The sequence below is a fragment of the Rhodovulum sp. BSW8 genome, from assembly GCF_003314725.1.
GTDB lineage: Bacteria > Pseudomonadota > Alphaproteobacteria > Rhodobacterales > Rhodobacteraceae > Rhodovulum > Rhodovulum visakhapatnamense.
This window is the reverse complement of sequence record NZ_QNVX01000020.1, coordinates 25,282-48,708: the sequence shown is the minus strand read 5'-3', so window position 1 is coordinate 48,708 and position 23,427 is coordinate 25,282. Positions and strand designations below refer to the sequence as shown.

The 23,427-nt window shown below is 65.5% G+C and carries 38 protein-coding genes; 36 read left to right on the top strand and 2 right to left on the bottom strand.

What is annotated here, in order from left to right:
- The 24 genes from DSD19_RS22765 to DSD19_RS11575 all read left to right on the top strand — a co-directional run.
- Positions 1-80: hypothetical protein (locus DSD19_RS22765; RefSeq protein ID WP_133260412.1), on the top strand; the 80-nt coding region annotated here is incomplete at its 5' end.
- 56 nt (positions 81-136) lie between these two features.
- Entirely contained in the window at positions 137-445 is a 309-nt protein-coding gene (gene rpsJ, locus DSD19_RS11685) for a 30S ribosomal protein S10 (RefSeq protein ID WP_042456850.1), read from the top strand.
- Positions 446-459: 14 nt separating this feature from the next.
- Entirely contained in the window at positions 460-1,185 is a 726-nt protein-coding gene (gene rplC, locus DSD19_RS11680) for a 50S ribosomal protein L3 (protein ID WP_075784660.1), read from the top strand.
- On the top strand, positions 1,182-1,802 hold the full coding sequence (gene rplD, locus DSD19_RS11675) for a 50S ribosomal protein L4 (protein WP_075784661.1): 621 nt from the start codon (positions 1,182-1,184) through the stop codon (positions 1,800-1,802). Before rplC ends, rplD begins: the two co-directional genes overlap by 4 nt.
- Positions 1,799-2,095 (top strand): 50S ribosomal protein L23, encoded by a 297-nt coding sequence (locus DSD19_RS11670; protein ID WP_042456841.1) that lies wholly within the window; start codon positions 1,799-1,801, stop codon positions 2,093-2,095. Before rplD ends, DSD19_RS11670 begins: the two co-directional genes overlap by 4 nt.
- Before the next feature lie 124 nt (positions 2,096-2,219).
- Positions 2,220-3,059 (top strand): 50S ribosomal protein L2, encoded by an 840-nt coding sequence (rplB, locus tag DSD19_RS11665; RefSeq protein WP_075784662.1) that lies wholly within the window; start codon positions 2,220-2,222, stop codon positions 3,057-3,059.
- A gap of 3 nt (positions 3,060-3,062) precedes the next feature.
- On the top strand, positions 3,063-3,341 hold the full coding sequence (gene rpsS / locus DSD19_RS11660) for a 30S ribosomal protein S19 (protein WP_075784663.1): 279 nt from the start codon (positions 3,063-3,065) through the stop codon (positions 3,339-3,341).
- Positions 3,342-3,346: 5 nt separating this feature from the next.
- Positions 3,347-3,727: a 50S ribosomal protein L22 gene (gene rplV, locus DSD19_RS11655; protein WP_075784664.1), complete on the top strand. Its 381-nt coding sequence runs from the start codon at positions 3,347-3,349 to the stop codon at positions 3,725-3,727.
- Entirely contained in the window at positions 3,727-4,431 is a 705-nt protein-coding gene (gene rpsC, locus DSD19_RS11650; protein ID WP_075784665.1) for a 30S ribosomal protein S3, read from the top strand. The genes rplV and rpsC overlap by 1 nt, the downstream gene beginning before the upstream one ends.
- 19 nt (positions 4,432-4,450) lie before the next feature.
- Positions 4,451-4,864, top strand: a complete 414-nt coding sequence (rplP, locus tag DSD19_RS11645) for a 50S ribosomal protein L16 (protein WP_042456826.1) — start codon at positions 4,451-4,453, stop codon at positions 4,862-4,864.
- A 223-nt stretch (positions 4,865-5,087) separates the two neighbouring features.
- Positions 5,088-5,288 carry a 50S ribosomal protein L29 gene (gene rpmC / locus DSD19_RS11640; protein WP_075784667.1) on the top strand — a complete coding sequence of 67 codons (201 nt, stop codon included), beginning with the start codon at positions 5,088-5,090 and terminating at the stop codon, positions 5,286-5,288.
- Between the two features lie 14 nt (positions 5,289-5,302).
- Positions 5,303-5,536: a 30S ribosomal protein S17 gene (rpsQ, locus tag DSD19_RS11635; protein WP_075784668.1), complete on the top strand. Its 234-nt coding sequence runs from the start codon at positions 5,303-5,305 to the stop codon at positions 5,534-5,536.
- A 64-nt stretch (positions 5,537-5,600) separates the two neighbouring features.
- Positions 5,601-5,969: a 50S ribosomal protein L14 gene (gene rplN, locus DSD19_RS11630; protein ID WP_005621870.1), complete on the top strand. Its 369-nt coding sequence runs from the start codon at positions 5,601-5,603 to the stop codon at positions 5,967-5,969.
- Positions 5,969-6,283, top strand: coding sequence for a 50S ribosomal protein L24 (gene rplX, locus DSD19_RS11625; RefSeq protein WP_075784669.1), 315 nt, complete (start codon positions 5,969-5,971; stop codon positions 6,281-6,283). Before rplN ends, rplX begins: the two co-directional genes overlap by 1 nt.
- Positions 6,276-6,839, top strand: coding sequence for a 50S ribosomal protein L5 (gene rplE, locus DSD19_RS11620; protein WP_075784670.1), 564 nt, complete (start codon positions 6,276-6,278; stop codon positions 6,837-6,839). Before rplX ends, rplE begins: the two co-directional genes overlap by 8 nt.
- Before the next feature lie 21 nt (positions 6,840-6,860).
- Entirely contained in the window at positions 6,861-7,166 is a 306-nt protein-coding gene (rpsN, locus tag DSD19_RS11615; RefSeq protein WP_075784671.1) for a 30S ribosomal protein S14, read from the top strand.
- A 12-nt stretch (positions 7,167-7,178) separates the two neighbouring features.
- Positions 7,179-7,577 (top strand): 30S ribosomal protein S8, encoded by a 399-nt coding sequence (rpsH, locus tag DSD19_RS11610; RefSeq protein ID WP_108028827.1) that lies wholly within the window; start codon positions 7,179-7,181, stop codon positions 7,575-7,577.
- Between the two features lie 11 nt (positions 7,578-7,588).
- Positions 7,589-8,122 carry a 50S ribosomal protein L6 gene (gene rplF, locus DSD19_RS11605; RefSeq protein WP_113669691.1) on the top strand — a complete coding sequence of 178 codons (534 nt, stop codon included), beginning with the start codon at positions 7,589-7,591 and terminating at the stop codon, positions 8,120-8,122.
- Positions 8,123-8,133: 11 nt separating this feature from the next.
- The gene (rplR, locus tag DSD19_RS11600; RefSeq protein WP_075784673.1) at positions 8,134-8,493 is read left to right on the top strand and encodes a 50S ribosomal protein L18; all 360 of its coding nucleotides are present in this window, start codon (positions 8,134-8,136) and stop codon (positions 8,491-8,493) included.
- An 11-nt stretch (positions 8,494-8,504) separates the two neighbouring features.
- A complete protein-coding gene (gene rpsE, locus DSD19_RS11595) occupies positions 8,505-9,068 on the top strand; it encodes a 30S ribosomal protein S5 (RefSeq protein ID WP_075784674.1) in 564 nt (187 codons plus the stop codon).
- Between the two features lie 12 nt (positions 9,069-9,080).
- The gene (gene rpmD, locus DSD19_RS11590; protein WP_075784675.1) at positions 9,081-9,269 is read left to right on the top strand and encodes a 50S ribosomal protein L30; all 189 of its coding nucleotides are present in this window, start codon (positions 9,081-9,083) and stop codon (positions 9,267-9,269) included.
- A 254-nt stretch (positions 9,270-9,523) separates the two neighbouring features.
- Positions 9,524-10,000: a 50S ribosomal protein L15 gene (gene rplO / locus DSD19_RS11585; RefSeq protein WP_075784676.1), complete on the top strand. Its 477-nt coding sequence runs from the start codon at positions 9,524-9,526 to the stop codon at positions 9,998-10,000.
- 118 nt (positions 10,001-10,118) lie between these two features.
- Positions 10,119-11,477 carry a preprotein translocase subunit SecY gene (gene secY, locus DSD19_RS11580; protein WP_075784677.1) on the top strand — a complete coding sequence of 453 codons (1,359 nt, stop codon included), beginning with the start codon at positions 10,119-10,121 and terminating at the stop codon, positions 11,475-11,477.
- Entirely contained in the window at positions 11,474-12,118 is a 645-nt protein-coding gene (locus DSD19_RS11575; RefSeq protein WP_113669690.1) for an adenylate kinase, read from the top strand. The genes secY and DSD19_RS11575 overlap by 4 nt, the downstream gene beginning before the upstream one ends.
- Before the next feature lie 34 nt (positions 12,119-12,152).
- On the opposite strand, the gene DSD19_RS11570 is transcribed toward DSD19_RS11575, so the two are convergent.
- A complete protein-coding gene (locus tag DSD19_RS11570) occupies positions 12,153-13,046 on the bottom strand; it encodes a hypothetical protein (RefSeq protein WP_133260411.1) in 894 nt (297 codons plus the stop codon).
- Between the two features lie 396 nt (positions 13,047-13,442).
- On the opposite strand from DSD19_RS11570, the gene rpsM reads away from it, so the two are divergent.
- The 4 genes from rpsM (at position 13,443) to rplQ (ending at position 15,890) form a co-directional block, all read left to right on the top strand.
- Entirely contained in the window at positions 13,443-13,811 is a 369-nt protein-coding gene (rpsM, locus tag DSD19_RS11565) for a 30S ribosomal protein S13 (RefSeq protein WP_075784680.1), read from the top strand.
- A gap of 15 nt (positions 13,812-13,826) precedes the next feature.
- Positions 13,827-14,216: a 30S ribosomal protein S11 gene (gene rpsK / locus DSD19_RS11560; protein ID WP_075784681.1), complete on the top strand. Its 390-nt coding sequence runs from the start codon at positions 13,827-13,829 to the stop codon at positions 14,214-14,216.
- A 116-nt stretch (positions 14,217-14,332) separates the two neighbouring features.
- Complete coding sequence (locus DSD19_RS11555; protein ID WP_075784682.1) at positions 14,333-15,349, top strand: DNA-directed RNA polymerase subunit alpha; 1,017 nt, start codon at positions 14,333-14,335, stop codon at positions 15,347-15,349.
- A 121-nt stretch (positions 15,350-15,470) separates the two neighbouring features.
- Positions 15,471-15,890 (top strand): 50S ribosomal protein L17, encoded by a 420-nt coding sequence (gene rplQ / locus DSD19_RS11550; protein ID WP_113669688.1) that lies wholly within the window; start codon positions 15,471-15,473, stop codon positions 15,888-15,890.
- 217 nt (positions 15,891-16,107) lie between these two features.
- On the opposite strand, the gene DSD19_RS21800 is transcribed toward rplQ, so the two are convergent.
- Positions 16,108-16,275, bottom strand: a complete 168-nt coding sequence (locus tag DSD19_RS21800) for a hypothetical protein (RefSeq protein WP_165828114.1) — start codon at positions 16,273-16,275, stop codon at positions 16,108-16,110.
- Positions 16,276-16,405: 130 nt separating this feature from the next.
- Between DSD19_RS21800 and DSD19_RS11545 the strand changes: the two genes are divergently transcribed.
- The 8 genes from DSD19_RS11545 to DSD19_RS11510 all read left to right on the top strand — a co-directional run bounded on the left by DSD19_RS11545 (position 16,406) and on the right by DSD19_RS11510 (position 23,377).
- Positions 16,406-17,017 (top strand): autoinducer binding domain-containing protein, encoded by a 612-nt coding sequence (locus DSD19_RS11545; RefSeq protein ID WP_075784684.1) that lies wholly within the window; start codon positions 16,406-16,408, stop codon positions 17,015-17,017.
- A 54-nt stretch (positions 17,018-17,071) separates the two neighbouring features.
- Entirely contained in the window at positions 17,072-17,662 is a 591-nt protein-coding gene (locus DSD19_RS11540) for an acyl-homoserine-lactone synthase (RefSeq protein ID WP_075784685.1), read from the top strand.
- A 147-nt stretch (positions 17,663-17,809) separates the two neighbouring features.
- The gene (locus tag DSD19_RS11535) at positions 17,810-19,198 is read left to right on the top strand and encodes a trypsin-like peptidase domain-containing protein (RefSeq protein ID WP_113669687.1); all 1,389 of its coding nucleotides are present in this window, start codon (positions 17,810-17,812) and stop codon (positions 19,196-19,198) included.
- A 23-nt stretch (positions 19,199-19,221) separates the two neighbouring features.
- Positions 19,222-20,544, top strand: a complete 1,323-nt coding sequence (locus tag DSD19_RS11530) for a replication-associated recombination protein A (RefSeq protein ID WP_113669686.1) — start codon at positions 19,222-19,224, stop codon at positions 20,542-20,544.
- 31 nt (positions 20,545-20,575) lie between these two features.
- Positions 20,576-20,956, top strand: a complete 381-nt coding sequence (crcB, locus tag DSD19_RS11525; RefSeq protein WP_075784688.1) for a fluoride efflux transporter CrcB — start codon at positions 20,576-20,578, stop codon at positions 20,954-20,956.
- Positions 20,953-21,996 carry an RluA family pseudouridine synthase gene (locus tag DSD19_RS11520; protein ID WP_113669685.1) on the top strand — a complete coding sequence of 348 codons (1,044 nt, stop codon included), beginning with the start codon at positions 20,953-20,955 and terminating at the stop codon, positions 21,994-21,996. The genes crcB and DSD19_RS11520 overlap by 4 nt, the downstream gene beginning before the upstream one ends.
- The gene (locus DSD19_RS11515) at positions 21,993-22,664 is read left to right on the top strand and encodes an HAD-IA family hydrolase (protein WP_075784690.1); all 672 of its coding nucleotides are present in this window, start codon (positions 21,993-21,995) and stop codon (positions 22,662-22,664) included. Before DSD19_RS11520 ends, DSD19_RS11515 begins: the two co-directional genes overlap by 4 nt.
- A complete protein-coding gene (locus DSD19_RS11510; RefSeq protein WP_075784691.1) occupies positions 22,661-23,377 on the top strand; it encodes an ATP12 family chaperone protein in 717 nt (238 codons plus the stop codon). Before DSD19_RS11515 ends, DSD19_RS11510 begins: the two co-directional genes overlap by 4 nt.
- The last annotated feature ends 50 nt before the right edge of the window (positions 23,378-23,427 follow it).

Here is a 23,427-nt window from a genome sequence, read left to right as displayed (position 1 = left end):
TGGAAGAGAAGCTCCGCTTCGCCATCCGCGAAGGCGGCCGCACCGTCGGCGCCGGCGTCGTCTCCAAGATCATCAAGTAACGAAAAGGCCCGGGCGGGTCCGTCGGACCCGCCCTTCAGCCTGAGGGCACAAAAACATGCAAAGTCAGAATATCCGCATTCGGCTGAAGGCCTTCGACTACCGCGTTCTGGATGCCAGCACGCAGGAGATCGTGAATACCGCCAAGCGGACCGGCGCCCAGGTGCGCGGGCCTATTCCGCTGCCGAACAAGATCGAGAAATTCACGGTTCTTCGTGGTCCCCACATCGACAAGAAGTCCCGCGATCAATGGGAAATCCGCACGCACAAGCGGCTTCTCGACATTATCGACCCGACCCCCCAGACCGTGGACGCGCTGATGAAGCTCGACCTGGCTGCCGGTGTCGACGTCGAAATCAAGGTTTGAGGAGGGCACCCGAGATGCGCTCTGGAGTTATCGCAAAGAAGCTGGGCATGACCCGGCTGTTCATGGACGACGGCCGTCAGGTGCCGGTGACGGTCCTGCAGCTTGACGGCTGCCAGGTCGTGGCCCAGCGGACTGTCGAAACCGACGGCTACACCGCGGTCCAGCTGGGCGCGGGCTCGGCCAAGGCCAAGCGCGTGTCGGCCCCGATGCGCGGCCACTTCGCCAAGGCCAGCGTGGCGCCCAAGCGGAAGCTCGCGGAATTCCGCGTGGCCCCCGAGAACCTGATCGGCGTCGGTGAGGAAATCACCGCCGACCACTATTTCGAAGGCCAGTTCGTCGATGTCAGCGGCACGTCGATCGGTAAAGGCTTTGCCGGTGTCATGAAGCGGCACAATTTCGGCGGCCTGCGCGCCTCGCACGGCGTGTCGGTCAGCCACCGCTCGCACGGCTCGACCGGTCAATGTCAGGACCCGGGCCGCGTGTTCAAGGGCAAGAAGATGGCCGGTCACCTGGGCTCGGCCCGCGTCACCACGCAGAACCTGCAGGTGGTGAAGACCGACGCCGATCGTGGCCTGATCATGATCAAGGGTGCCGTCCCCGGCGCCAAGGGCGGCTGGGTGACCATCAAGGACGCGGTCAAGAAACCGACCCCGGACAACCTGGTCCTGCCGGCGGCTCTGAAGTCGGCCACGGCCGAGGCGCCCGCTGCCGAAGCGACCGCCGAAGGAGGCGAAGAATGAAACTCGACGTGATCAAACTGGACGGCGCCAAGGCCGGCACCGTCGATCTCGGCGACGAGATCTTCGGCCTCGAGCCGCGCACCGACATCCTGCACCGCGTGGTGCGCTGGCAGCGCGCCCGCGCGCAGGCCGGCACCCACAAGGTCAAGACCCGGTCCGAGACCAGCTACTCGACCAAGAAGATCTATCGCCAGAAAGGCACCGGCGGCGCGCGTCACGGTGACCGGAACGCGCCGATCTTCCGCAAGGGTGGTGTCTACAAGGGCCCGACCCCGCGCAGCCATGCCCACGACTTGCCGAAGAAATTCCGCAAGCTGGGCCTCAAGCACGCGCTCAGCGCCAAGCTGAAGGCGGGCGAACTGATCGTTCTGGAATCGGCCGAGATGGCCGCGCCCAAGACCTCGGAACTGGCCAAATCGGTCAAGAACCTGGGCTGGAAGCGCGTGCTGATCATCGACGGTGCCGAGGTGAACGAGAACTTCGCCATGGCGGCCCGCAACATCGAGGGTCTCGATGTGCTGCCGTCGATGGGCGCCAACGTCTATGACATCCTTCGCCGTGACACCCTCGTGCTCACCAAGGCGGGTGTCGAAGCCCTGGAGGCTCGACTGAAATGAGCGTGAAGCCCGAACATTACGACGTGATCCGCAAGCCGATCATCACCGAGAAAGCGACGATGGCCTCCGAGGCCAATGCCGTGGTCTTCGAGGTGGCGATGGACGCGAACAAGCCCGAGATCAAGGAAGCGGTGGAGAACCTCTTCGGCGTCAAGGTGAAGGCGGTCAACACCACCATCACCAAGGGCAAGGTCAAGCGGTTCAAGGGCATTCTCGGCCGCCGCAAGAACGTCAAGAAGGCCTATGTGACCCTCGAAGAGGGCAACACTATCGACGTGACCACCGGTCTCTGATAGAACGCCGCGAATCTTCGGCCCCGGCTCGACCGGGGCCGGATTTTTTCGACCAAGGCGGGGTTTTCGGACCCCTGACGACAACCGGACCAATCAGGTCCGAAGCTGACGGAAGACAGAAAGCATGGCACTCAAGTCGTACAAGCCGACGACGCCGGGCCAGCGTGGGCTGGTTCTGATCGACCGTTCCGAGCTTTGGAAAGGGCGCCCGGTCAAGACCCTCACCGAGGGCCTGACCAAATCGGGCGGCCGGAACAATGCCGGGCGGATCACGGCACGCCGCCGGGGCGGCGGGGCGAAACGCCTCTACCGCATCGTTGATTTCAAGCGGACCAAGTTCGATGTGGTCGGCACCGTTGAACGGATCGAATACGACCCGAACCGGACCGCCTTCATCGCCCTGATCCGCTACGAGGATGGCGAACAGGCCTACATCCTGGCGCCGCAGCGCCTGGGCGTCGGCGACAAGGTCGTCGCCTCGAAGAAGGCCGACGTGAAGCCCGGCAACGCGATGCCGTTCACCGGCATGCCGATCGGCACGATCGTTCACAACGTCGAACTGAAGCCCGGCAAGGGCGGCCAGATCGCGCGCGCCGCGGGCACCTATGCCCAGTTCGTCGGCCGTGACGGCGGTTATGCGCAGATCCGGCTGTCGTCGGGCGAGCTGCGCCTGGTCCGACAGGAATGCATGGCGACCGTTGGCGCGGTGTCGAACCCCGACAACTCGAACCAGAACCTCGGTAAAGCCGGCCGCAACCGCCATCTGGGCAAACGCCCGTCGGTCCGCGGCGTCGTGATGAACCCGATCGACCACCCCCATGGCGGCGGTGAAGGCCGGACTTCGGGCGGCCGCCACCCGGTGACCCCCTGGGGCAAGCCGACCAAAGGCGCCAAGACGCGCCGCAACAAGGCGACCGACAAGTACATCCTCCGGTCCCGTCACGCGCGCAAGAAGGGTCGCTAAGCCATGTCTCGTTCTGTCTGGAAAGGCCCCTTCGTCGACTCTTATGTCCTCAAGAAGGCCGAGAAAGCCCGCGAGTCGAGCCGCAACGAGATCATCAAGATCTGGTCGCGCCGCTCGACCATCCTGCCCCAGTTCGTGGGGCTCACCTTTGGCGTCTACAACGGCCACAAGCATATTCCCGTGCTGGTGACCGAAGAGATGATCGGCCAGAAGTTCGGTGAATATTCGCCGACCCGGACCTATTACGGTCACGCGGCCGACAAGAAAGCGAAGAAGAGGTAAGCGTCATGGGCAAGGCAAAGAACCCCCGCCGCGTGGCCGAGAATGAAGCGATGGCCAAGACGCGCATGCTTCGCACCTCTCCGCAGAAGCTGAACCTGGTCGCTGCGATGATCCGCGGCAAGAAGGTCGACCGTGCGCTCGCCGATCTGACCTTCTCGAAGAAGCGGATCGCCGAAGACGTGAAGAAATGCCTTCAGTCCGCGATCGCCAACGCCGAGAACAACCACAACCTCGACGTCGACGAACTGATCGTGGCCGAGGCCTATGTGGGCAAGAACCTGACGCTGAAGCGCGGGCAGCCGCGCGCCCGTGGCCGGTTCGGCAAGATCATCAAGCCGTTCTCGGAACTCACCATCAAGGTCCGCCAGGTCGAGGAGCAAGCCTAATGGGTCACAAGGTCAATCCGATCGGCATGCGCCTCCAGGTCAACCGGACCTGGGACAGCCGCTGGTACGCCGACACCAAGGATTACGGCGATCTTCTTCTGGAAGACGTCAAGATGCGCGAGTTCATCAAGGACGAGTGCAAGCAGGCCGGCGTCAGCCGCATCATCATCGAGCGTCCGCACAAGAAATGCCGGGTGACGATCCACACGGCGCGTCCGGGCGTGATCATCGGCAAGAAAGGCGCGGATATCGAGACGCTGCGCAAGAAGCTTGCCAACATGACCAAGAGCGAGCTGCACCTGAACATCGTCGAGGTCCGCAAGCCCGAGCTTGACGGTCAGCTGGTGGCGGAATCGATCGCCCAGCAGCTGGAACGCCGGGTCAGCTTCCGCCGCGCGATGAAACGGTCGGTGCAGAACGCCATGCGCATGGGTGCGCTGGGTATCCGGGTCAACGTGTCGGGCCGCCTCGGCGGTGCCGAGATCGCCCGGACGGAATGGTATCGCGAAGGCCGGGTGCCGCTGCACACGCTGCGCGCCGACATCGACTATGCCACCGCCGAAGCCACGACGCCCTACGGCATCATCGGCATCAAGGTCTGGATCTTCAAAGGCGAGATCATGGAGCACGATCCCAGTGCCCGCGACCGTCGTCAGGCAGAGCTCCAGGAGGGCGGGAGCGGCCCGTCCCGTCCGCGCCGCTGAGCCCTGAAGGAGAACAGAGATGCTGCAACCCAAGCGCACGAAATTCCGCAAGATGCACAAGGGCCGGATTCACGGCCAGGCTAAAGGCGGATTCGAGCTCAACTTCGGCCATTTCGGCCTGAAGGCGACCGAGCCCGAGCGAGTGACCGCGCGTCAGATCGAGGCTGCCCGCCGCGCCCTGACCCGCCACATGAAACGTCAGGGCCGGGTCTGGATCCGGATCTTCCCCGACACCCCCGTCTCGTCGAAACCGACCGAGGTCCGGATGGGTAAAGGGAAGGGCTCCGTCGATTTCTGGGCCGCGAAGATCAAGCCGGGCCGGATCATGTTCGAGATCGACGGTGTCAACGAGGCCATCGCCCGCGAGGCGCTGCGTCTTGCGGCCATGAAGCTGCCGATCAAGACCCGGATCGTCGAACGCGAAGACTGGTAATTCCGGTCGCCTGAAATCACGAGGGGCCCCCGCGCCAAGGCGGGGGCCTTTCCTTTCCGGTGGTTCCCGAGGCGCGGCCCGGACGGGCGGATGCGATCGGGGCTTGCTTTATTCGGGTTAGGGGCTTATGCGGGCCTCTCATCCGCGAACCTCCATCGGAATCAGGGTGACCCTCGCGAGAGGCTTGGGGCCCTCCGTTGATGTTGAAAGGACCAAAAAGGCGATGAACGCCCAGGAACTGCGAGACAAGACGCCCGACCAGCTGCGCGATGCGCTGGCGAGCCTGAAGAAAGAGGCCTTCAACCTGCGCTTTCAGCAGGCCACGAGCGCGCTCGAGAACACCGCCCGCATCCGCGAAGTCCGCCGCGACGTCGCCCGCGTGAAGACGGTGCTGAACGAAAAAGCCGCCAAGGCGTCGGAATAAGGGGAGCCTGACAGATGCCCAAACGTATCCTGCAAGGCACCGTGACCAGCGATCTGAACGATCAGACCGTCACCGTCCTGGTCGAACGCCGCTTCACGCACCCCGTGCTGAAAAAGACCATCCGTAAGTCCAAGAAATACCGGGCTCACGACGAGAACAACACCTTCAAGGTGGGCGACACGGTCCGCATTCAGGAATGCGCGCCGAAGTCGAAGACGAAACGCTGGGAGGTGGTGGCGCAGGTCTGACCTGTACCGCCTTCCGGTTTGAGCGAAACCCTGGGACCAGTTCCCAAAGGTCGGGAGAAACCAAATGATCCAGATGCAGACCAATCTGGATGTCGCTGACAACTCCGGCGCACGCCGGGTGCAGTGCATCAAGGTCCTCGGTGGGTCCAAGCGGAAATACGCTTCTGTCGGCGACATCATCGTCGTTTCCGTCAAGGAAGCCATTCCGCGCGGCCGCGTCAAGAAAGGCGATGTCCGCAAGGCTGTCGTCGTGCGCACGGCCAAGGAAGTCCGCCGCGAGGACGGCACCGCGATCCGCTTCGATCGCAACGCCGCCGTGATCCTCAACAACAACAACGAACCTGTCGGCACCCGGATCTTCGGGCCCGTCGTGCGCGAGCTGCGCGCGAAGAACTTCATGAAGATCATCTCGCTGGCTCCGGAGGTGCTCTGATGGCTGCCAAGCTTAAGAAGGGCGACAAGGTCGTCCTGCTCGCCGGCAAGGACAAGGGTCGTGAAGGCACCATCCTGTCGGTCGACCCCAAGGCCGGCAAGGCCGTGGTCGAGGGCCTGAACATGGCGGTCCGCCACCAGCGCCAGACCCAGACGAGCCAGGGCGGCCGCATGCCGAAAGCCATGCCGATCGACCTGTCGAACCTCGCCATGGTCGACCCCAAAGAGGGCGGCCCGACCCGCGTCGGCTTCCGCGTGGAAGACGGCAAGAAGGTTCGTTTTGCCAAGAAATCGGGGGAAGTGATCGATGCTTGATGCTGCCACCTACACCCCGCGCCTCAAGGCGCTCTACCGGGAAACCATCCGGGGCGCTCTGAAGGAAGAGTTCGCCTACAAGAACGACATGATGATCCCGCGGCTCGACAAGATCGTGCTGAACATCGGCTGCGGCGCCGAAGCGGTGCGCGATTCCAAGAAGTCGAAATCCGCCCAGGAAGACCTCAGCCGGATCGCCGGTCAGAAAGCGGTCATCACCAAGGCCAAGAAATCGATCGCCGGCTTCCGGGTCCGTGAGGACATGCCGCTTGGGACCAAGGTCACGCTGCGCGGCGACCGGATGTACGAATTCCTCGACCGCCTCATCACCATCGCGATGCCCCGCGTTCGCGACTTCCGGGGTGTCTCCGGCAAGTCCTTCGATGGCCGCGGCAACTACGCGATGGGCCTGAAAGAGCACATCGTGTTCCCCGAGATCGAGTACGACAAGGTCGACGAGGTCTGGGGCATGGATATCGTCATTGCCACCACCGCGAGCACCGACGCGGAAGCGAAGGCGCTGTTGAAGCATTTCAACATGCCGTTCAACAGCTGATCGCGGGAGGGAGAACACCACATGGCTAAGAAATCTATGGTCGAGCGCGAACTCAAGCGCCAGCGCCTGGTGGAGAAATACGCCGCCAAACGCGCCAAGCTGAAAGAAATCGCGACCAACGAGGATCTTCCGATGGAAGAGCGGTTCAAGGCGCGCCTCAAGCTCGCCAAGCTGCCGCGCAATTCCTCGGCTACCCGGCTGCACAACCGCTGCCAGCTCACCGGGCGTCCGCACGCCTATTACCGCAAGTTGAAAATCTCGCGGATCATGCTGCGCGATCTGGGCTCGATGGGCCAGATCCCCGGCATGGTGAAGTCGAGCTGGTAAGGAGGGGAAGAGATGTCTGTGAACGATCCTCTCGGCGATATGCTGACCCGCATCCGCAACGCGCAGATGCGTGGCAAATCGACGGTGCGTACGCCCGCCTCCAAGCTTCGTGCCTGGGTGCTGGACGTGCTGAAAGACGAAGGCTACATCCGCGGCTACGAGGCGACGACCGGCAAGACCGGCCTGCCCGAGCTGGAAGTCAGCCTGAAATACTATGAAGGCCAGCCGGTCATTCGCGAAGTCAAGCGCGTCTCGACCCCCGGCCGGCGCGTCTACATGAGCGTGAAGGACCTGCCCTCGGTGCGCCAGGGTCTGGGTGTCTCGATCGTGTCGACGTCGAAGGGCGTGATGTCGGATGCGGCTGCGCGGTCGGCGAATGTCGGCGGCGAAGTGCTCTGCACGGTGTTCTAAGGAGGAAGGCAATGTCTCGTATTGGTAAGAAACCGGTCGAGCTGCCGTCGGGTGTTTCGGCATCCGTCTCCGGCCAGACCGTCGAAGTGAAGGGGCCCAAGGGCACCCGCAGCTTTACCGCGACCGACGATGTCACCATCGCGGTCGAGGAAAACGCCGTCAGCGTCACCCCGCGCGGCACGTCCAAGCGCGCCCGTCAGCAATGGGGCATGTCCCGGACGATGGTTCAGAACCTCGTCAAGGGCGTGACCGAGGGCTTCAAGCGCGAGCTTGAGATCCAGGGCGTCGGCTACCGGGCCGCGATGCAGGGCAACGTGCTCAAGCTGAACCTCGGCTACTCGCACGAAGTCAACTTCGAGGTTCCGCAGGGCATCACCGTGACCGCCCCGAAACCGACCGAGATCGTGGTGGAAGGCATCGACCAGCAACAGGTCGGCCAGGTCGCCGCGAACATCCGCGAGTGGCGCGGCCCCGAGCCCTACAAGGGCAAGGGCATCCGCTACAAGGGCGAGTTCATCTTCCGCAAGGAAGGCAAGAAGAAGTAAGGGCGCGACAGATGGCAAACAGCAAAAGACACCTGTTCCTGAAACGCCGCCTGCGCGTTCGGAACAAGCTTCGCAAGATGAATGCCGGGCGGCTTCGCCTGTCGGTTCATCGCAGCAACAAGAACATCAGCGTACAGCTGATCGACGACGTTCAGGGCGTGACCCTGGCCGCGGCGTCCTCGCTCGAGAAAGAGCTGGGCGTCATCGGCAAGAACAACGTCGAGGCGGCTGCCAAGGTGGGGTCGGCGATTGCCGAGCGCGCCAAGAAAGCCGGCGTCGAGGAATGCTACTTCGACCGCGGCGGCTTCCTCTTTCACGGCAGCGTCAAGGCCTTGGCCGACGCCGCGCGTGAAGGCGGCCTGAAGTTCTAAGGAGACGAGATATGGCAGAACGTGAGAACCGCCGGGACCGTCGCGATCGCGAGGAAACCCCGGAATTCGCCGATCGTCTCGTGGCGATCAACCGCGTGTCCAAGACCGTGAAGGGGGGCAAGCGCTTCGGCTTTGCCGCTCTCGTGGTGGTGGGCGACCAGAAAGGCCGCGTCGGCTTCGGCAAGGGCAAGGCCAAGGAAGTGCCGGAGGCGATCCGCAAGGCGACCGAGCAGGCCAAACGCAGCCTGATGCGCGTCCCGCTGCGCGAAGGCCGCACCCTGCACCATGACATCGAGGGCCGCCATGGCGCGGGCCGCGTCGTGATGCGCACCGCCCCGCAAGGGACCGGGATCATCGCCGGCGGTCCGATGCGCGCCGTGTTCGAGATGCTGGGCGTCCAGGACGTGGTCGCCAAGTCGATCGGTTCGCAAAACCCCTACAACATGATCCGCGCGACGCTGGACGGGCTTGCCCGCGAAAGCTCGCCGCGTCAGGTTGCGCAACGCCGTGGCAAGAAGGTCGCTGAAATCCTCAAGAAGGACGATGCGCCGGTTGCCGAAGCGGCCGAAGCGTAAGGAGATCCGAGCATGGCCAAGACCATCGTCGTCAAGCAGATCGGCTCGCCGATCCGCCGCCCCGACATCCAGCGCCGGACCCTGATCGGTCTGGGGCTGAACAAGATGCACAAGACCCGGGAACTGGAAGACACCCCCGCGATCCGCGGCATGGTCGCCAAGATCCCGCACCTGGTCGAGATCATCGAAGAACGCGGCTGATCGCCCGTTCGCAGATCTGAAAGGCGCTCCGGACATCCGGGGCGCCTTTTCCGTTTCGCGGGGACGCCCCGGCGCGGGCAGGGCAGCGCGGGGCAGGGCGGGGCGCCGGAAGCGGGCGCCCGCGAATCCCTTGCTTCGCGGCGGCTCTGCGTCTATACGCCCCCGGTGGCCCCGCAGGGCTGCACGAAACCAATCAAGAAACGCCGTGGCCGCCCAATTCGCTTCGGGGGCGCGTCCGGCAAAGGAGAAGCGACATGAAACTGCATGAACTGCGCGACAACGACGGCGCCGCCAAGAAAGCCAAACGGGTCGGCCGCGGCCCGGGCTCCGGCAAGGGCAAGACCGCCGGTCGCGGTATCAAGGGTCAGAAATCCCGCTCGGGCGTGGCGATCAACGGGTATGAGGGCGGTCAGATGCCGCTCTACCAACGTCTGCCCAAGCGCGGCTTCAACAAGCCGAACCGCAAGGCCTATGCGGTGGTGAACCTGGGCCTGATCCAGAAATTCGTCGACGCCGGCAAGCTCGATGGCTCGGCCGCGATCACCGAAGATGCGCTGATCGCCTCGGGTCTGGTGCGCCGCAAGCTCGATGGCGTCCGCGTGCTGGCGAAAGGCGAGGTGACTTCGAAGCTTTCGATCGAAGTCACCGGCGCGTCGAAAGCCGCCATCGAGGCGGTCGAGAAGGCCGGCGGGTCGCTCAAGGTCGCGACCGTTGCGGCCGAGGCCGCGTAAGGCTTCGAATTAAGGGATTGTGGGCGGCGTCCTCGCCGCTTAAATCTGCCCTAGTTTTCCAATGCGCCGCCGGAGCCGGAAGACGGTCCGGCGGCGCTGTCCTTGAAAGAGGCTCAGCATGGCATCAGCAGCAGAGCAAATGGCGGCGAACATGAGCTGGGGGGCCTTCGGCAAGGCCACCGAGCTTCGCCAGAGGATCCTGTTCACCCTGGGGCTTCTGATCGTCTACCGGCTTGGCACCTACATCCCCGTTCCCGGCATCGACGGGGCGGCGCTTCGCGACTTCATGGAGCGCGCCTCGACCGGGCTCGGCGGCATCCTGTCGATGTTCACCGGCGGCGCGCTGGGACGGATGGGGATCTTCGCTCTGGGGATCATGCCGTATATCTCGGCCTCGATCATCGTCCAGCTTCTGGCGGCGATGGTCCCGCAGCTCGAGGCGCTCAAGAAAGAGGGCGAACAGGGCCGCAAGAAGATCAACCAGTATACCCGCTACGGCACGGTGTTGCTGGCGGCCTTCCAGGCCTACGGTCTGGCGGTCAGCCTCGAGGCGGGCAATCTGGCGACCGATCCGGGCTGGTTCTTCCGGGCCTCGACGGTCATCACCATCGTTGGCGGCACCATGTTCCTGATGTGGCTGGGCGAACAGATCACCGCGCGGGGCGTCGGCAATGGCATCTCGCTGATCATCTTCGTCGGCATCATCGCCCAGGCTCCGGCGGCGCTGGCGCAGTTCCTCAGCCAGGGGCGGTCCGGCGCGATCCATCCGGGCGTGATCATCGGCGTTCTGGTGATGGTCGTCCTGGTGATCGCCTTCGTGGTCTTCATGGAACGCGCGCTGCGCAAGATCCATATCCAGTATCCGCGCCGTCAGGTCGGCATGAAGATGTATGACGGCGGGTCGAGCCACCTGCCGGTCAAGGTCAACCCGGCGGGCGTCATCCCGGCGATCTTCGCCTCGTCGCTGCTGCTGTTGCCCACGACCATCTCGACCTTCTCGGGCGCCCAGACCGGTCCGGTGATGTCGGTGATCCTGGCCTATTTCGGGCCCGGTCAGCCGCTGTACCTGCTGTTCTTCTCGGCCATGATCGTGTTCTTCACCTACTTCTACACGTTCAACGTTGCCTTCAAGACCGAGGACGTGGCCGACAACCTCAAGAACCAGAACGGCTTCATCCCCGGCATTCGGCCCGGCAAGCGAACCCAGGACTATCTGGACTATGTCGTGACCCGGGTTCTGGTTCTGGGCTCGGCCTATCTGGCGCTCGTGTGCCTCCTGCCCGAGATCCTGCGCTCGCAGCTGGCCATTCCGTTCTACTTCGGCGGTACGTCCGTCCTGATCGTGGTCTCGGTGACGATGGACACGATCCAACAGATCCAGTCCCACCTGCTGGCGCATCAGTACGAGGGGCTGATCGAGAAATCGCAACTCAGGCGCAAGCGCAAAGGCGCAAGAAAAGGGACAGCTCGCAGATGAACATCATCCTACTGGGCCCCCCCGGAGCCGGTAAGGGTACGCAAGCCCGCCGGCTCGTGGAGGAACGGGGCATGACCCAGCTTTCCACCGGTGACATGCTGCGCGAGGCGCGCAGCTCGGGCACCGAGATGGGACGGAAGGTGGCCGAGGTCATGGACCGCGGCGAACTGGTGACCGACGAGATCGTGATCGGCCTGATCGCCGAAAAGCTCGAGTCGGGCGCCGGGGGCGGGTTCATCTTCGACGGCTTTCCGCGGACGCTGGCCCAGGCCGATGCGCTTGGCGCGCTGCTGGACCGGATGGGGCAAAAGCTCGATGCGGTGATCGAGATGCGGGTCGATGACGAGGCGCTAGTCGCCCGGATCACCGCGCGGTCGACCTGCGGCAGCTGCGGCGAGGTCTACAACGACCTGACCAGGCCGATCCCGGCCGACGGCAAATGCACCAAATGCGGCGGCACCGAATTCAAGCGCCGGGCCGACGACAACGAGACCAGCCTGCGGCAGCGGCTGATGGAATACTACAAGAAGACCTCGCCGCTGATCGGCTATTACTATGCCAAGGGCGACCTGACCGGGGTCGACGGCCTGGCGGAGATCGACGAGGTCTCGGGCGCGATCAAGGCCATTCTGGACGCCTGATCCGGACGGTCCGCCCCGGCATGGCGGCGGGCCGTCACACCTGATCGGGCTTTCTGATCTGGGCGGCGAATTCGGGGATGCGGGGCTCGATGTAGGCATAGAACGCCTTGTTCCGTTCGCCCGGATCCTTGATGCCCTTGATCTGCTCGATGGCGGCGTTGAGCACGTTCACCACCTTCTTGCTGGTCTGGAACTTGGCGGCCAGCCCGCGCGACGGGTGCCAGCCGGTGACGACGCCTTCGAGCGTGGTGAACACCTCGAACAGCTTCCTGTCCTTGGGCGGTGCCCCGGTCGTGGGGTCGAAGGCGCTGTCGGGGCCGGTGACGGGCTCGATCCAGTCGGGCAGCTTTTCCTTGGGGGTCTTGACCAGCTGGTTCGACAGCCAGCTCTTGAAGGCGCGGTCCCAGGCCTTGGCGGCCTCCTTCTTGCGCTCTTCCTCGGTCTTGGTCGCGTCGGTTTTGTCGTAAAGACTGGCCAGGAGCTTGGGCGAGCCGTCCTTGAAGATCTTGCGGGCCTTGCTCATGTCCATGTTGAACTGCTGTGTCACCCGCTCGGGGGTCTGCTCCTTTTCCGGTCCGCTGCCATGGGTCGTCCGGATGCGCCCGCCCTCGGGGAAATAGACACTGCCGATGATGCCGTCCTTCAGGCTGCAGATCAGCGTCACCGCCTCGTTGCCGCCAAGCTCGTCCAGCGCCCATTTCGGGATGCCGGTTTCCTTCTTCCAGGCCGGCGTCTCGTTCGGGCCGTAGGTGGGCAGGAAGGGGCTCGACGAGGTGTCGACCTCGCGCTGCAGGGCCGGGCCGAGGGCGCGCAACCGCTGGACAGGGGCGCTGGTCTCGGCAAGGCCCCTGAGGGTGTCGAGCGGGGCGGTCGCCGACACGGGCGAGGGGGCGTGGCGCGGTGCGGTGGCGGCGGTCCTGGCGGGCACGCGCGGACGGGACCGTGTGTCAGAAGACTTCACGCGGATCCTCCTTTCTGGCAGGACATGCGAACGCTGCTGCCGCGGCCCGCGGGCGAGGGATACAACCGAAAGGATAGCGCTGCGGCGGCCGTCGGTCCATCGCGATGGTGGCCGGGGCGCGATGCGGCGAAAGGGCGGCAAATCCGCGAAATGGATCTTGACAGCTTATGAATGCCCTTGACGGGTCCGCAGAATCGCCCTACGCACGGCGTCTCGATAGAGAATCGACCAATTGCCGCAGGCGGGTGAAGCTGACCCGAAGCGGCGGTCCGATCAAGGCGGCCCGGAGGCGACAGGCTTTCGGGCCATAGTTGTGAAAAAAGGTTCTGGAGCGACGGAACCGCAACGAAAGGAATATTGCGCGTGGCACGTATTGCTGGCGTCAACATCCCCACCGGGAAACGGGTGCCGATCGCCCTGACCTACATCCATGGCATCGGTCCGACCACGGCCGACGCGATCTGCGAGGCCGTCGGCATCGACAAGACCCGCCGGGTCAACGAGCTGTCGGACGCCGAGGTGCTGTCGATCCGCGAACATATCGACGCCAACCTGACCGTCGAGGGCGACCTGCGCCGCGAAGTTCAGATGAACATCAAGCGCCTGATGGACCTCGGCTGCTATCGCGGCCTGCGTCACCGCCGCAACCTGCCGGTTCGCGGTCAGCGGACGCACACCAACGCCCGTACCCGCAAGGGGCCGGCGAAACCCATCGCCGGCAAGAAGAAATAAGGGAGGGCTCGAGATATGGCACGCGATAAAACCCGGGTCCGCCGCAAGGAACGCAAGAACATCGCCGCCGGTGTGGCGCATGTGAATTCGTCCTTCAACAACACCAAGATCCTGATCTCGGACGTTCAGGGCAACGCCATCGCCTGGTCGTCGGCCGGGACCATGGGCTTCAAGGGCTCGCGCAAGTCGACCCCCTATGCCGCCCAGATGGCTGCCGAGGATGCTGGCCGCAAGGCTCAGGAACATGGCGTCAAGACGCTCGAAGTCGAAGTGCAGGGCCCCGGTTCGGGCCGTGAAAGCGCGCTGCGCGCGCTGGCTGCCATCGGCTTCAACATCACGTCGATTCGCGACGTGACCCCGATCGCGCATAACGGCTGCCGTCCGCCGAAACGCCGCCGGGTCTGATTCCGTACCTTTCGCTCGGGCTGCGCGGCTTCCGCGTGGCCCGCGCCTGTCTTAATTGACCTCGGGCGTCTGCTGCTTCTGGACATGGGCTGCGGGCAGGAATTGAGGAGACACGCATGATCCACAAGAACTGGCAGGAACTCATCAAGCCGACCCAGCTCGAGATCAAGCCGGGTAACGATCCGGCGCGTCAGGCGACGGTCGTGGCCGAGCCGCTGGAACGCGGCTTCGGGCTGACGCTTGGCAACGCGCTGCGGCGGGTGCTGATGAGCTCGCTGCAGGGGGCGGCCATCACCTCCGTCCAGATTGACAACGTGCTGCATGAGTTCTCGTCGGTGGCCGGGGTCCGCGAGGATGTCACCGACATCGTGCTGAACCTCAAGGGCGTCGCTCTGCGGATGGATGTCGAGGGGCCGAAACGGCTGTCGATCTCGGCCAAGGGGCCGGGCGTCGTCACCGCCGGCGATATCTCGGAAAGCGCCGGGATCGAGGTCCTGAACCGCGACCACGTGGTCTGCCACCTCGATGACGGGGCCGACCTGTTCATGGAACTGACCGTGAACACCGGCAAGGGCTATGTCGCTGCCGACAAGAACCGGCCCGAAGACGCGCCGATCGGTTTGATCCCGATCGATGCGATCTATTCGCCGGTCAAGAAGGTCGCCTACGACGTCCAGCCGACCCGCGAGGGCCAGGTTCTGGACTATGACAAGCTGACCCTGAAGATCGAGACCGACGGGTCGGTCACGCCGGACGACGCCGTGGCTTTCGCCGCGCGCATCCTGCAGGACCAGCTGTCGATCTTCGTCAACTTCGACGAGCCGGAATCGGCCAGCCGCGAGTCGGACGATGACGGGCTCGAGTTCAACCCGCTTCTGCTGAAGAAGGTGGATGAACTGGAACTGTCGGTCCGCTCGGCGAACTGTCTGAAGAACGACAATATCGTCTATATCGGCGACCTCATTCAGAAGACCGAGGCCGAGATGCTGCGGACCCCGAACTTCGGCCGCAAGTCGCTGAACGAGATCAAGGAAGTGCTGTCCGGCATGGGCCTGCACCTTGGCATGGATGTCGAGGAATGGCCGCCGGAAAACATCGAGGAACTGGCGAAGAAATTCGAGGACCAGTTCTGAGGCGCCTCATTCGCGCCGGGCGGCAGGTTCGCCCGGCGTGCAAGACCCGGGCAATTCCGCCCCAAGGAGAGCGGCCCCAAACGCAGGACCGCCAGACAAAGCAAAAACATAGGAGTTTGAAATGCGTCACGCCCGCGGCTATCGCCGCCTCAACCGGACCCACGAACACCGCAAGGCGCTGTTCGCCAACATGGCCGGCTCGCTGATCGAGCACGAGCAGATCAAGACGACGCTGCCCAAGGCCAAGGAACTCAAGCGGATTGCCGACAAGCTGATCACGCTTGGCAAGCGCGGCGACCTGCATGCCCGCCGTCAGGCCGCGGCCCGTCTCAAGCAGGACGCCCATGTGGCGAAACTCTTCGAGGTGCTCGGCCCGCGCTATGCCGAACGCAATGGCGGCTATGTCCGCGTGCTGAAAGCTGGTTTCCGCTATGGCGACATGGCCCCGATGGCCATAGTCGAATTCGTGGACCGCGATCTCGACGCCAAGGGCTTTGCGGACCGCGCCCGGCTGGAAGCCGAAGAGACGGCCGAAGACTGAGCCCTTCCCGGCCCGCCGGGTCGGCCCGCCTCGCGCGGGCCCAGGCGGGCCGACACCGGCGCATCGGAAACGACGCACCGGAAGTGAAGCATCGGAAAAGCGACCGGGACTTCTTCGGGAAAGCCGGAAAACCCTGGAAAAACACGGGGCCCAGCCTTTCGGCAGGGCCCCTTCGTTTTCGTTCCCTTGGACCCACGCCCCCCCAGGCGCCATGATCTCAGGCCGCGTTACGGCGGCCCTTGGGTTCGCCCGGGCGCTCTTGCGCCGTCGGGCCAGCATTCTCGATGCGCGCAACCGCGTCATCGAGCAGGGATCGAAGCTGGGCATCCTCCACCTGTGCCGAGCCCGCATATTCCAGGATCTCGGTCCGAACGGGTGTCGGCAAGCGCATGACACGATTGAACAAACCAGGATGCATTGCCCGCACTGATTGCTCCGACAGACTCAAAAAAAACTACACGTAACCGACGCCAATTTACGGTTGACTGGCATCGAGGCAACTTGTCTAAAAAGCCATGTTCGAAAAGTCGGTGTTCGATCGGGAACTGCGGACCCTCGATGCGCTTGCGCCTCAGGGATACAATATCGGCTTGCATATCCGCTTTACATCCCCGTTGCTCGCATTCCAGACGTATGCGCCAGAGTGGCTGGCGCGTTATACCGAACATGGCTACCTCCTGCGCGACCCGTCGGTCGCCTGGGGCTTCTCAACCACCGGCGCGACACGGTGGAGCAATGACAACATTCCCGACCCGTTCGGCATTTTCGTCGATGCCGCGCGGTTCGGTCTCAAGTACGGCGTTACGATCTCCTGGGGGCCGATAACCTCCAGAACCATTGCGAGTGTGGCAAGAGCAGATCGGGAATTCGAGGATAGCGAGATCGCCCAGATCGAAGCCCTCGTGCGTCGTCTCCACGACATGACCGAGCCACCGCAAGAGCTTACCAAGGCTCAGATCGATGCGCTGAAATGCATTGCGGATGGCGATCGCCATGCAGCTGCGGCCTGCAAGCTGGGAATCTCCGAAAGTGCACTCAAGGCCAGACTGTCCTCTGCGCGACAGAGGCTGATGGCACGCACGACGGCCGAAGCGATTCAGCGCGCAAAAGACTACAGACTGCTTTGAACGCAGTCGCCCTCCGCACGGTTCTTACCCACCACCACCCTGCAGGAGGCACCTATGCAGACCACGACTCTCTCCTTTGAAAATCTCCACAACCATGGCGAGCTTTTTGCGAACATGCTTCGCGCACGGCGCGATCTGTTCATCGAACGCAACAAGTGGGACCTGCCCGAGGCCATGGGCATGGAATACGACCAGTACGACACCCCCGCCAGCCGCTGGGTCGTCGTGCATGACGATCTGGGCCAGGTTCTGGCCGGCAACCGGCTGACCCCCACCACGGCGCGCTGCGGGATCTATTCCTACATGATCCGCGATGCGCAGAAGGGGCTTCTGGACACGATCCCGTCGCATCTTCTTCACGACGAGGCTCCGGTCGGCGAAACCGTCTGGGAAAGCTCGCGCTGCTTCGTGACCCAGAAGGTGCCGCTGCATCTGCGCCGGCCGATCTACTTCAACCTGGTGCAGGAGCTGGCCCGCGCCGCCCGAAGCCTCGGCGCGACCCAGTGCCTGGCGCTTCTGAATGCCAACTGGCCGCTCTGGAACAAGCGCGTGGGCATCGACATGACCGCGATGGGGCCGGTGATGGAAATCGACGGGATCCGGAACCAGGTGATCTCGATGAACTTCGCCGCCAACCTTCACTAGACCCTCCGGACCGGTGAGGGGGCCGGGGCGCGCATCCGCAAGGGGCGCCCCGGCCCGACCCGGGTCCTGTCCCGGTCCCGGCGGCCGTTGAACTTATGCGCGTGGGGCCGCATATGATCGGCCATGCCGCCGATCCGGAGCCGTCCGATGACCCGATTTGTCACCTGTCTCTGTCTTGCCCTGACCGCCGCGCCCCTGTGGGCCGAGACCCGCGCGCCCGGCAGCCGCGCCGAGATCCAGTTGAGCTTTGCCCCGGTGGTGCGCGAGGCCGCCCCGGCGGTGGTCAACGTCTTCACCAGCCGCACGGTCGCCGACGTGCCGACGCCCTTCGCGGCCGATCCCTTCTTTTCCGATCTCTTCCGCAATTTCGGCCGCGCCCAGCCCCGGGTCGAGAACGCGCTGGGATCGGGGGTGATCGTGTCGCCCGACGGGATGGTCGTGTCGAACTACCATGTCGTGGGCCGCGCAGATCAGATCCGGGTCGTTCTGGCCGACCGCCGCGAATTCGACGCGCAGGTGCTGCTGGCCGATGAAGAGGCCGATCTGGCGGTCCTGCAACTGACCGGCGCCCGCGACCTGCCCTCGCTGCCCTTGCGCGATTCCGACGAGATCCAGGTCGGCGATCTGGTGCTGGCCATCGGCAACCCCTTCGGGATCGGTCAGACCGTCAGTTCGGGCATCGTCTCGGGGCTGGCGCGCTCGGGGCTCTCGATCGGCGGCGGGCGCGGCTATTTCATCCAGACCGATGCGGCGATCAACCCGGGCAATTCCGGGGGCGCGCTGGTCGACATGGCCGGGCGGCTCGTCGGCATCAATACCGCGATCCTGTCGCGTTCGGGCGGGTCGAACGGCATCGGCTTCGCGATTCCCGCCAATCTGGTCTCGCGCTTCATCGAGCAGGCCCAGACCGGCGCGCGCCGGTTCCAGCGGCCCTGGGCGGGGCTTTCCGGCCAGCCGGTCGATGCGGGCCTGGCCGAGGCGCTGGGGATGGACACGCCGCGCGGCGTCGTGCTGAGCGAGCTGCATCCCGAAAGCCCGTTCCGCGCGGCAGGGCTGGGCGTCGGCGATGTGGTGCTGACGCTGGGCGGCGATCCGGTCAACACCCCGCAAGAGATGCTGTTCCGCCTCTCGGCCGAGGGCGTGGGGCGCCAGATCGAGGTCAGCTATCTGCATCAGGGCGATGGGCGGCCCCGCACCGCCCGCGTCGATCTGATCGCCCCGCCCGAGACGCCGCCGCGCGACCCGCTGACGGTGCGCGGGCAAGGGGTGCTGGCGGGGCTGTCGGTCGTGAACCTCAATCCCGCCGTGCTGCAGGAAAACGGCCTGCCCTCGGGGCTTGCGGGCGTTCTGGTCACCGATCCCGGCTCGGTCGGCGGCCGCGTCGGGCTGGCGCCCGGCGACATCCTGCTGCAGATCAACGACCGCCCCGTCGCCACCACCGCGGATGTGGCGCGGGCCGCGCGCGAGGGCGGGCGCAGCTGGTATGTCGAATATCTTCGGGGCGGGCGGCGCAGCGTCTTGCGCTTCCGTGTCTGACGGGTTCGGCGTAGGCTCCGCCGATGGCTGACCTTTTCGACCAGACCCCCAAGACCGCGCCCGGCCGGACCGGCGCCGGGCCGCGCCCGCTGGCCGACCGGCTGCGGCCGCGACGGCTGGCCGAGGTAATCGGGCAGGACCATGTGTTGGGGCCCGAGGCGCCGCTGGGGGTGATGCTGGCCTCGGGCACGTTGTCGTCGCTGATCTTCTGGGGGCCGCCCGGCGTCGGCAAGACCACCATCGCCCGGCTGCTGGCGGACGAAACCGACCTGTCCTTCGTGCAGATCAGCGCGATCTTCTCGGGCGTGGCCGATCTGAAGAAGGTGTTCGAGGCGGCGCGGCTGCGACATGAGAACGGGCAGGGGACGCTTCTGTTCGTCGACGAGATCCACCGTTTCAACAAGGCCCAGCAGGACGGGTTTCTGCCGCATATGGAGGATGGAACGATCCTTCTGGTGGGGGCCACGACCGAAAACCCAAGCTTCGAGCTGAACGCGGCGCTGCTGTCCCGGGCGCAGGTGCTTGTGCTGGAACGGCTCGACCCCGCGCATCTGGAGCTGCTGGCGCAGCGCGCCGAGCACGAGCTTGGCCGCCCGCTGCCCCTGACCGGCGCGGCCCGGGACGAGCTGATCGCCATGGCCGACGGCGACGGGCGCGCGCTTCTGAACCTGATCGAGCAGGTCATGGCGTGGAAGGTGACGGGGCCTCTCGCGCCCGCCGATCTGGCGCGGCGGTTGCAGAAGCGGGCTGCGCAATACGACAAAAGCGGCGACGGCCATTACAACCTGATTTCCGCGCTGCACAAATCGGTGCGCGGATCGGACCCCGATGCCGCGCTTTACTGGCTGACCCGGATGCTGGAGGGCGGCGAAGACCCGCGCTTTCTGGCCCGCCGCATCACCCGCATGAGCATCGAGGATATCGGCCTTGCCGATCCGCAGGCCCAGACGATCTGCCTGGATGCCTGGTCGGTCTATGAACGGCTCGGCTCGCCCGAGGGCGAACTGGCGCTGGCGCAGGCGGTGATCTATCTCGCGCTCGCGCCGAAATCGAACGCGGGCTACAGCGCCTACAAGGCGGCGCGTCAGGCGGCGCAGAAGACGGGCTCGGAACCTCCGCCCAAGCATATCCTGAACGCGCCGACCCGGCTGATGAAGGACCAGGGCTATGGTGCGGGCTATCAGTACGACCACGATGCCGAGGATGGCTTTTCGGGCCAGAACTACTTTCCCGAAAGCATGCGGCGCGGCGTCTACTACACGCCCGTCGAACGCGGTTTCGAACGCGAGCTGAAACGGCGGCTGGACTATTTCTCAAAGCTGCGCGACCGGCGGCAGGACAGTTGACAAGCCCGCGCGGCGGCGCGATGGGAAGCCCATGACTGGCGCGACACTCCTGCAAGTCGCCCTCGGGGGCGCAATCGGCTCCGTTGGCCGCTATCTGTCCGGCGTGGCGATGACCTCGCTTCTGGGGCGCGGCTTTCCCTGGGGCACGATCTTCGTCAATATCCTTGGCTCGTTCCTGATGGGGGTGCTGATCGTGGTTCTGGCCAAAAAGGGCGGCACGCCCTACGCGCCCTTCTTCCAGATCGGCCTGCTGGGCGGGTTCACCACCTTCTCGTCCTTCTCGCTGGATGCGCTGACGCTTTACGAACGCGGCCAGGCCGAACTGGCGATGGCCTATGTGGCCGGGTCGCTGATCTTGTCGCTGGGGGCCATCGCGCTGGCCTTCTGGCTGATGCGGAGTGTTCTGGCATGAGCGGTGTGCAGACCCTGACCGTGGCCCCCGGCGATGGCGACCAGCGGCTCGACCGCTGGTTCCGGCGGCAGTTTCCCCATGTTTCGCAGGGGCGCATCGAAAAGCTCTGCCGCAAGGGCGAGATCCGGGTCGATGGCGGCCGGGTCAAGCCCGCCACCCGGCTCGAGGCGGGCCAGAAGGTGCGGGTGCCGCCGCTGCCCGATCCGGGCGAGGTCGAGGCCGCGCCCAAGCCCAAGGTCTCGGACGCCGATGCCGAGATGATCCGCAGCTGCGTGATCTTCCGCGACGCCCATATCATCGCGCTGAACAAGCCGCCGGGCCTGCCGGTGCAAGGCGGCAGCGGGCAGGCGCGCCATGTCGACGGCATGGGCGAGGCGCTGCGCTTCGGCTATGACGAGAACCCGCGCCTCGTGCACCGGCTCGACCGCGACACCTCGGGCGTGCTGATCCTCGCGCGGACCCGCGCCATCGCCAAGGACCTGACCGCCGCCTTCCGCGCCCGCGAGACCCGCAAGATCTACTGGGCCGTGGTGGCGGGCGTGCCGCATCCGCGGATGGGCACGATCCGCTTCGGGCTGGTCAAGGCGCCGGGGCACGGCTCGGGCGGCGAGGGCGAAAAGATGCTGTGCATCCATCCCGCCAAGGTCGACCAGACCGAGGGCGCCAAGCGCGCCACCTCGGATTACGCGGTGCTGTCGGCGCTGGGGACGCGGGCCAGCTGGTGCGCGCTTGTGCCGGTGACGGGGCGCACCCATCAGTTGCGCGCGCATATGGCCGAGATCGGGCATCCTATCGTCGGCGACGGCAAATATGGCGGCTCGGGGCAGGAAAACCTGGGCGAGGGCTGGGGCGCGCAGCTGGGCGGCGAGATCAGCCGCAAGCTGCATCTGCATGCCCGCCACCTGTCGCTGACCCATCCTGTGACCGGGGCGCATCTGAAACTGACCGCACCGCTGCCGCCGCATATGAAGCGCACCTGGGACATGCTCGGCTGGTCCGAGGCCGACGTGCCGACCGACCCGTTCGAGGATCTGGAATGACCGCGCGCCGCCTTGCCCTTTTCGATGTCGACGGCACCCTTGTCGACAGTCAGGCCCATATCGCCGGCGCGATGGCGGCGGCCTTTGCCGCCGAGGGCCTGCCGCTGCCCCCGCCGCACGAGGTGCTTGGCGTCGTCGGCCTGTCGCTGCCGCTGGCGCTGGCGGCGCTGGCCCCCGATGCGTCCGCCGAGCGGCTCGACCGCATGGTCGAGGCCTACCGGCAGCAGTTCTTCGCGCTCAGGGTCGGGCAGGCGGCCTCGCCGCTTTTCCCGGGCGCGCGCGAGGCGCTGGCCCTGCTGGCCGGTGTCGAGGGGCTGGAGCTGGGCATTGCCACCGGCAAGTCCCGGCGCGGGCTCGACGCGATCCTAAAGGCGCATGGGCTGGCCGGACAGTTCGCCACCCGGCAGGTGTCGGACGACCACCCCTCGAAGCCGCATCCCTCGATGGTGCTGGCCGCGCTGGCCGAGACCGGGGTCGCGCCCGACCGGGCGGTGATGATCGGCGACACCGAATTCGACATGGAAATGGGCCGCGCGGCCGGTGTTCGCACCCTGGCCGTGGCCTGGGGCTATCACCCGGCCGACCGTCTGGGGGCGGCGGACGCGGTGGTCGAGCGCTTTGCCGACCTGCCCGCGGCGGTGCTGGCGCTGGTGGGAGAGACGGCATGACCGAATGGGCGCTCAAACGGTTCTGGACCCAGGCGGGCATCGACGCGGCCGAAGGCGGCTTTGCGGTGCTGCTGGACGGGCGTCCGGTCAAGACCCCGGCCAAGATGCCGCTGGTGGTGCCGACCCGCGCCATGGCCGAGGCCATCGCGCTTGAATGGGACGCGCAGGACGATCAGGTTGCGCCGCTGAGCATGCCGGTCACCCGGGCCGCCAATGCCGCCATCGACAAGGTGCGTGTGCAGCGGGCAGAGGTGGCCGAGCTGATCGCCGCCTATGGCGAAAGCGATCTTCTGTGTCACCGCGCCGAGAATCCGCCCGCGCTGGCCCACCGTCAGGCGGCGGCATGGGACCCCTTGCTGGCCTGGGCGGCCGAGGCGCTGGGCGCGCCGCTGACCCCCACGGCGGGGGTGATTCCGATGCGTCAGCCCGCCGAGAGCCTGGCACGGCTCCGGGCCCGCGTCGCCGGTTTCGACCCGTTCGAGCTGACCGCGCTGCACGATCTGGTCGGGCTCTCGGGGTCGCTGGTGATCGGGCTGGCCGCCGCCGAGGCGGTCGAGACCCCCGAACGGTTGTGGGATCTGTCACGGATCGACGAGACCTGGCAGGAAGAGCAATGGGGCAGCGATGCCGAGGCCGCCGAGGTCGCGGCCGCCCGGCGGCGCGACTTCCTGCAGGCCCGGCATTTCCTCGATCTGTCCCGGGCATCGCGCTGATGCCGCCGGGGTGATCCCGGCTGCCTAAATACTGTGCAAGCCGCAATGGT

Excerpts from the sequence above, each read along its gene's own strand:
- rpsK (WP_075784681.1), top strand. The coding sequence starts at position 13,827 with ATGGCACGCGATAAAACCCGGGTCCGCCGCAAGGAACGCAAGAACATC.
- DSD19_RS11510 (WP_075784691.1), top strand. The coding sequence starts at position 22,661 with ATGACCGAATGGGCGCTCAAACGGTTCTGGACCCAGGCGGGCATCGAC.
- rplB (WP_075784662.1), top strand. The coding sequence starts at position 2,220 with ATGGCACTCAAGTCGTACAAGCCGACGACGCCGGGCCAGCGTGGGCTG.
- rpsN (WP_075784671.1), top strand. The coding sequence starts at position 6,861 with ATGGCTAAGAAATCTATGGTCGAGCGCGAACTCAAGCGCCAGCGCCTG.
- DSD19_RS11540 (WP_075784685.1), top strand. The coding sequence starts at position 17,072 with ATGCAGACCACGACTCTCTCCTTTGAAAATCTCCACAACCATGGCGAG.
- rpmD (WP_075784675.1), top strand. The coding sequence starts at position 9,081 with ATGGCCAAGACCATCGTCGTCAAGCAGATCGGCTCGCCGATCCGCCGC.
- rplX (WP_075784669.1), top strand. The coding sequence starts at position 5,969 with ATGGCTGCCAAGCTTAAGAAGGGCGACAAGGTCGTCCTGCTCGCCGGC.
- rpsH (WP_108028827.1), top strand. The coding sequence starts at position 7,179 with ATGTCTGTGAACGATCCTCTCGGCGATATGCTGACCCGCATCCGCAAC.
- DSD19_RS11670 (WP_042456841.1), top strand. The coding sequence starts at position 1,799 with ATGAGCGTGAAGCCCGAACATTACGACGTGATCCGCAAGCCGATCATC.
- rpsE (WP_075784674.1), top strand. The coding sequence starts at position 8,505 with ATGGCAGAACGTGAGAACCGCCGGGACCGTCGCGATCGCGAGGAAACC.
- rplD (WP_075784661.1), top strand. The coding sequence starts at position 1,182 with ATGAAACTCGACGTGATCAAACTGGACGGCGCCAAGGCCGGCACCGTC.
- rplC (WP_075784660.1), top strand. The coding sequence starts at position 460 with ATGCGCTCTGGAGTTATCGCAAAGAAGCTGGGCATGACCCGGCTGTTC.
- DSD19_RS11545 (WP_075784684.1), top strand. The coding sequence starts at position 16,406 with ATGTTCGAAAAGTCGGTGTTCGATCGGGAACTGCGGACCCTCGATGCG.
- DSD19_RS11575 (WP_113669690.1), top strand. The coding sequence starts at position 11,474 with ATGAACATCATCCTACTGGGCCCCCCCGGAGCCGGTAAGGGTACGCAA.
- rplN (WP_005621870.1), top strand. The coding sequence starts at position 5,601 with ATGATCCAGATGCAGACCAATCTGGATGTCGCTGACAACTCCGGCGCA.
- rplP (WP_042456826.1), top strand. The coding sequence starts at position 4,451 with ATGCTGCAACCCAAGCGCACGAAATTCCGCAAGATGCACAAGGGCCGG.
- rpsQ (WP_075784668.1), top strand. The coding sequence starts at position 5,303 with ATGCCCAAACGTATCCTGCAAGGCACCGTGACCAGCGATCTGAACGAT.
- rpmC (WP_075784667.1), top strand. The coding sequence starts at position 5,088 with ATGAACGCCCAGGAACTGCGAGACAAGACGCCCGACCAGCTGCGCGAT.
- rpsC (WP_075784665.1), top strand. The coding sequence starts at position 3,727 with ATGGGTCACAAGGTCAATCCGATCGGCATGCGCCTCCAGGTCAACCGG.
- rplE (WP_075784670.1), top strand. The coding sequence starts at position 6,276 with ATGCTTGATGCTGCCACCTACACCCCGCGCCTCAAGGCGCTCTACCGG.
- DSD19_RS11515 (WP_075784690.1), top strand. The coding sequence starts at position 21,993 with ATGACCGCGCGCCGCCTTGCCCTTTTCGATGTCGACGGCACCCTTGTC.
- secY (WP_075784677.1), top strand. The coding sequence starts at position 10,119 with ATGGCATCAGCAGCAGAGCAAATGGCGGCGAACATGAGCTGGGGGGCC.
- DSD19_RS11530 (WP_113669686.1), top strand. The coding sequence starts at position 19,222 with ATGGCTGACCTTTTCGACCAGACCCCCAAGACCGCGCCCGGCCGGACC.
- DSD19_RS11555 (WP_075784682.1), top strand. The coding sequence starts at position 14,333 with ATGATCCACAAGAACTGGCAGGAACTCATCAAGCCGACCCAGCTCGAG.
- rplF (WP_113669691.1), top strand. The coding sequence starts at position 7,589 with ATGTCTCGTATTGGTAAGAAACCGGTCGAGCTGCCGTCGGGTGTTTCG.
- rplQ (WP_113669688.1), top strand. The coding sequence starts at position 15,471 with ATGCGTCACGCCCGCGGCTATCGCCGCCTCAACCGGACCCACGAACAC.
- rpsS (WP_075784663.1), top strand. The coding sequence starts at position 3,063 with ATGTCTCGTTCTGTCTGGAAAGGCCCCTTCGTCGACTCTTATGTCCTC.
- rplO (WP_075784676.1), top strand. The coding sequence starts at position 9,524 with ATGAAACTGCATGAACTGCGCGACAACGACGGCGCCGCCAAGAAAGCC.
- rplR (WP_075784673.1), top strand. The coding sequence starts at position 8,134 with ATGGCAAACAGCAAAAGACACCTGTTCCTGAAACGCCGCCTGCGCGTT.
- DSD19_RS11520 (WP_113669685.1), top strand. The coding sequence starts at position 20,953 with ATGAGCGGTGTGCAGACCCTGACCGTGGCCCCCGGCGATGGCGACCAG.
- rpsJ (WP_042456850.1), top strand. The coding sequence starts at position 137 with ATGCAAAGTCAGAATATCCGCATTCGGCTGAAGGCCTTCGACTACCGC.
- DSD19_RS11535 (WP_113669687.1), top strand. The coding sequence starts at position 17,810 with ATGACCCGATTTGTCACCTGTCTCTGTCTTGCCCTGACCGCCGCGCCC.
- rplV (WP_075784664.1), top strand. The coding sequence starts at position 3,347 with ATGGGCAAGGCAAAGAACCCCCGCCGCGTGGCCGAGAATGAAGCGATG.
- crcB (WP_075784688.1), top strand. The coding sequence starts at position 20,576 with ATGACTGGCGCGACACTCCTGCAAGTCGCCCTCGGGGGCGCAATCGGC.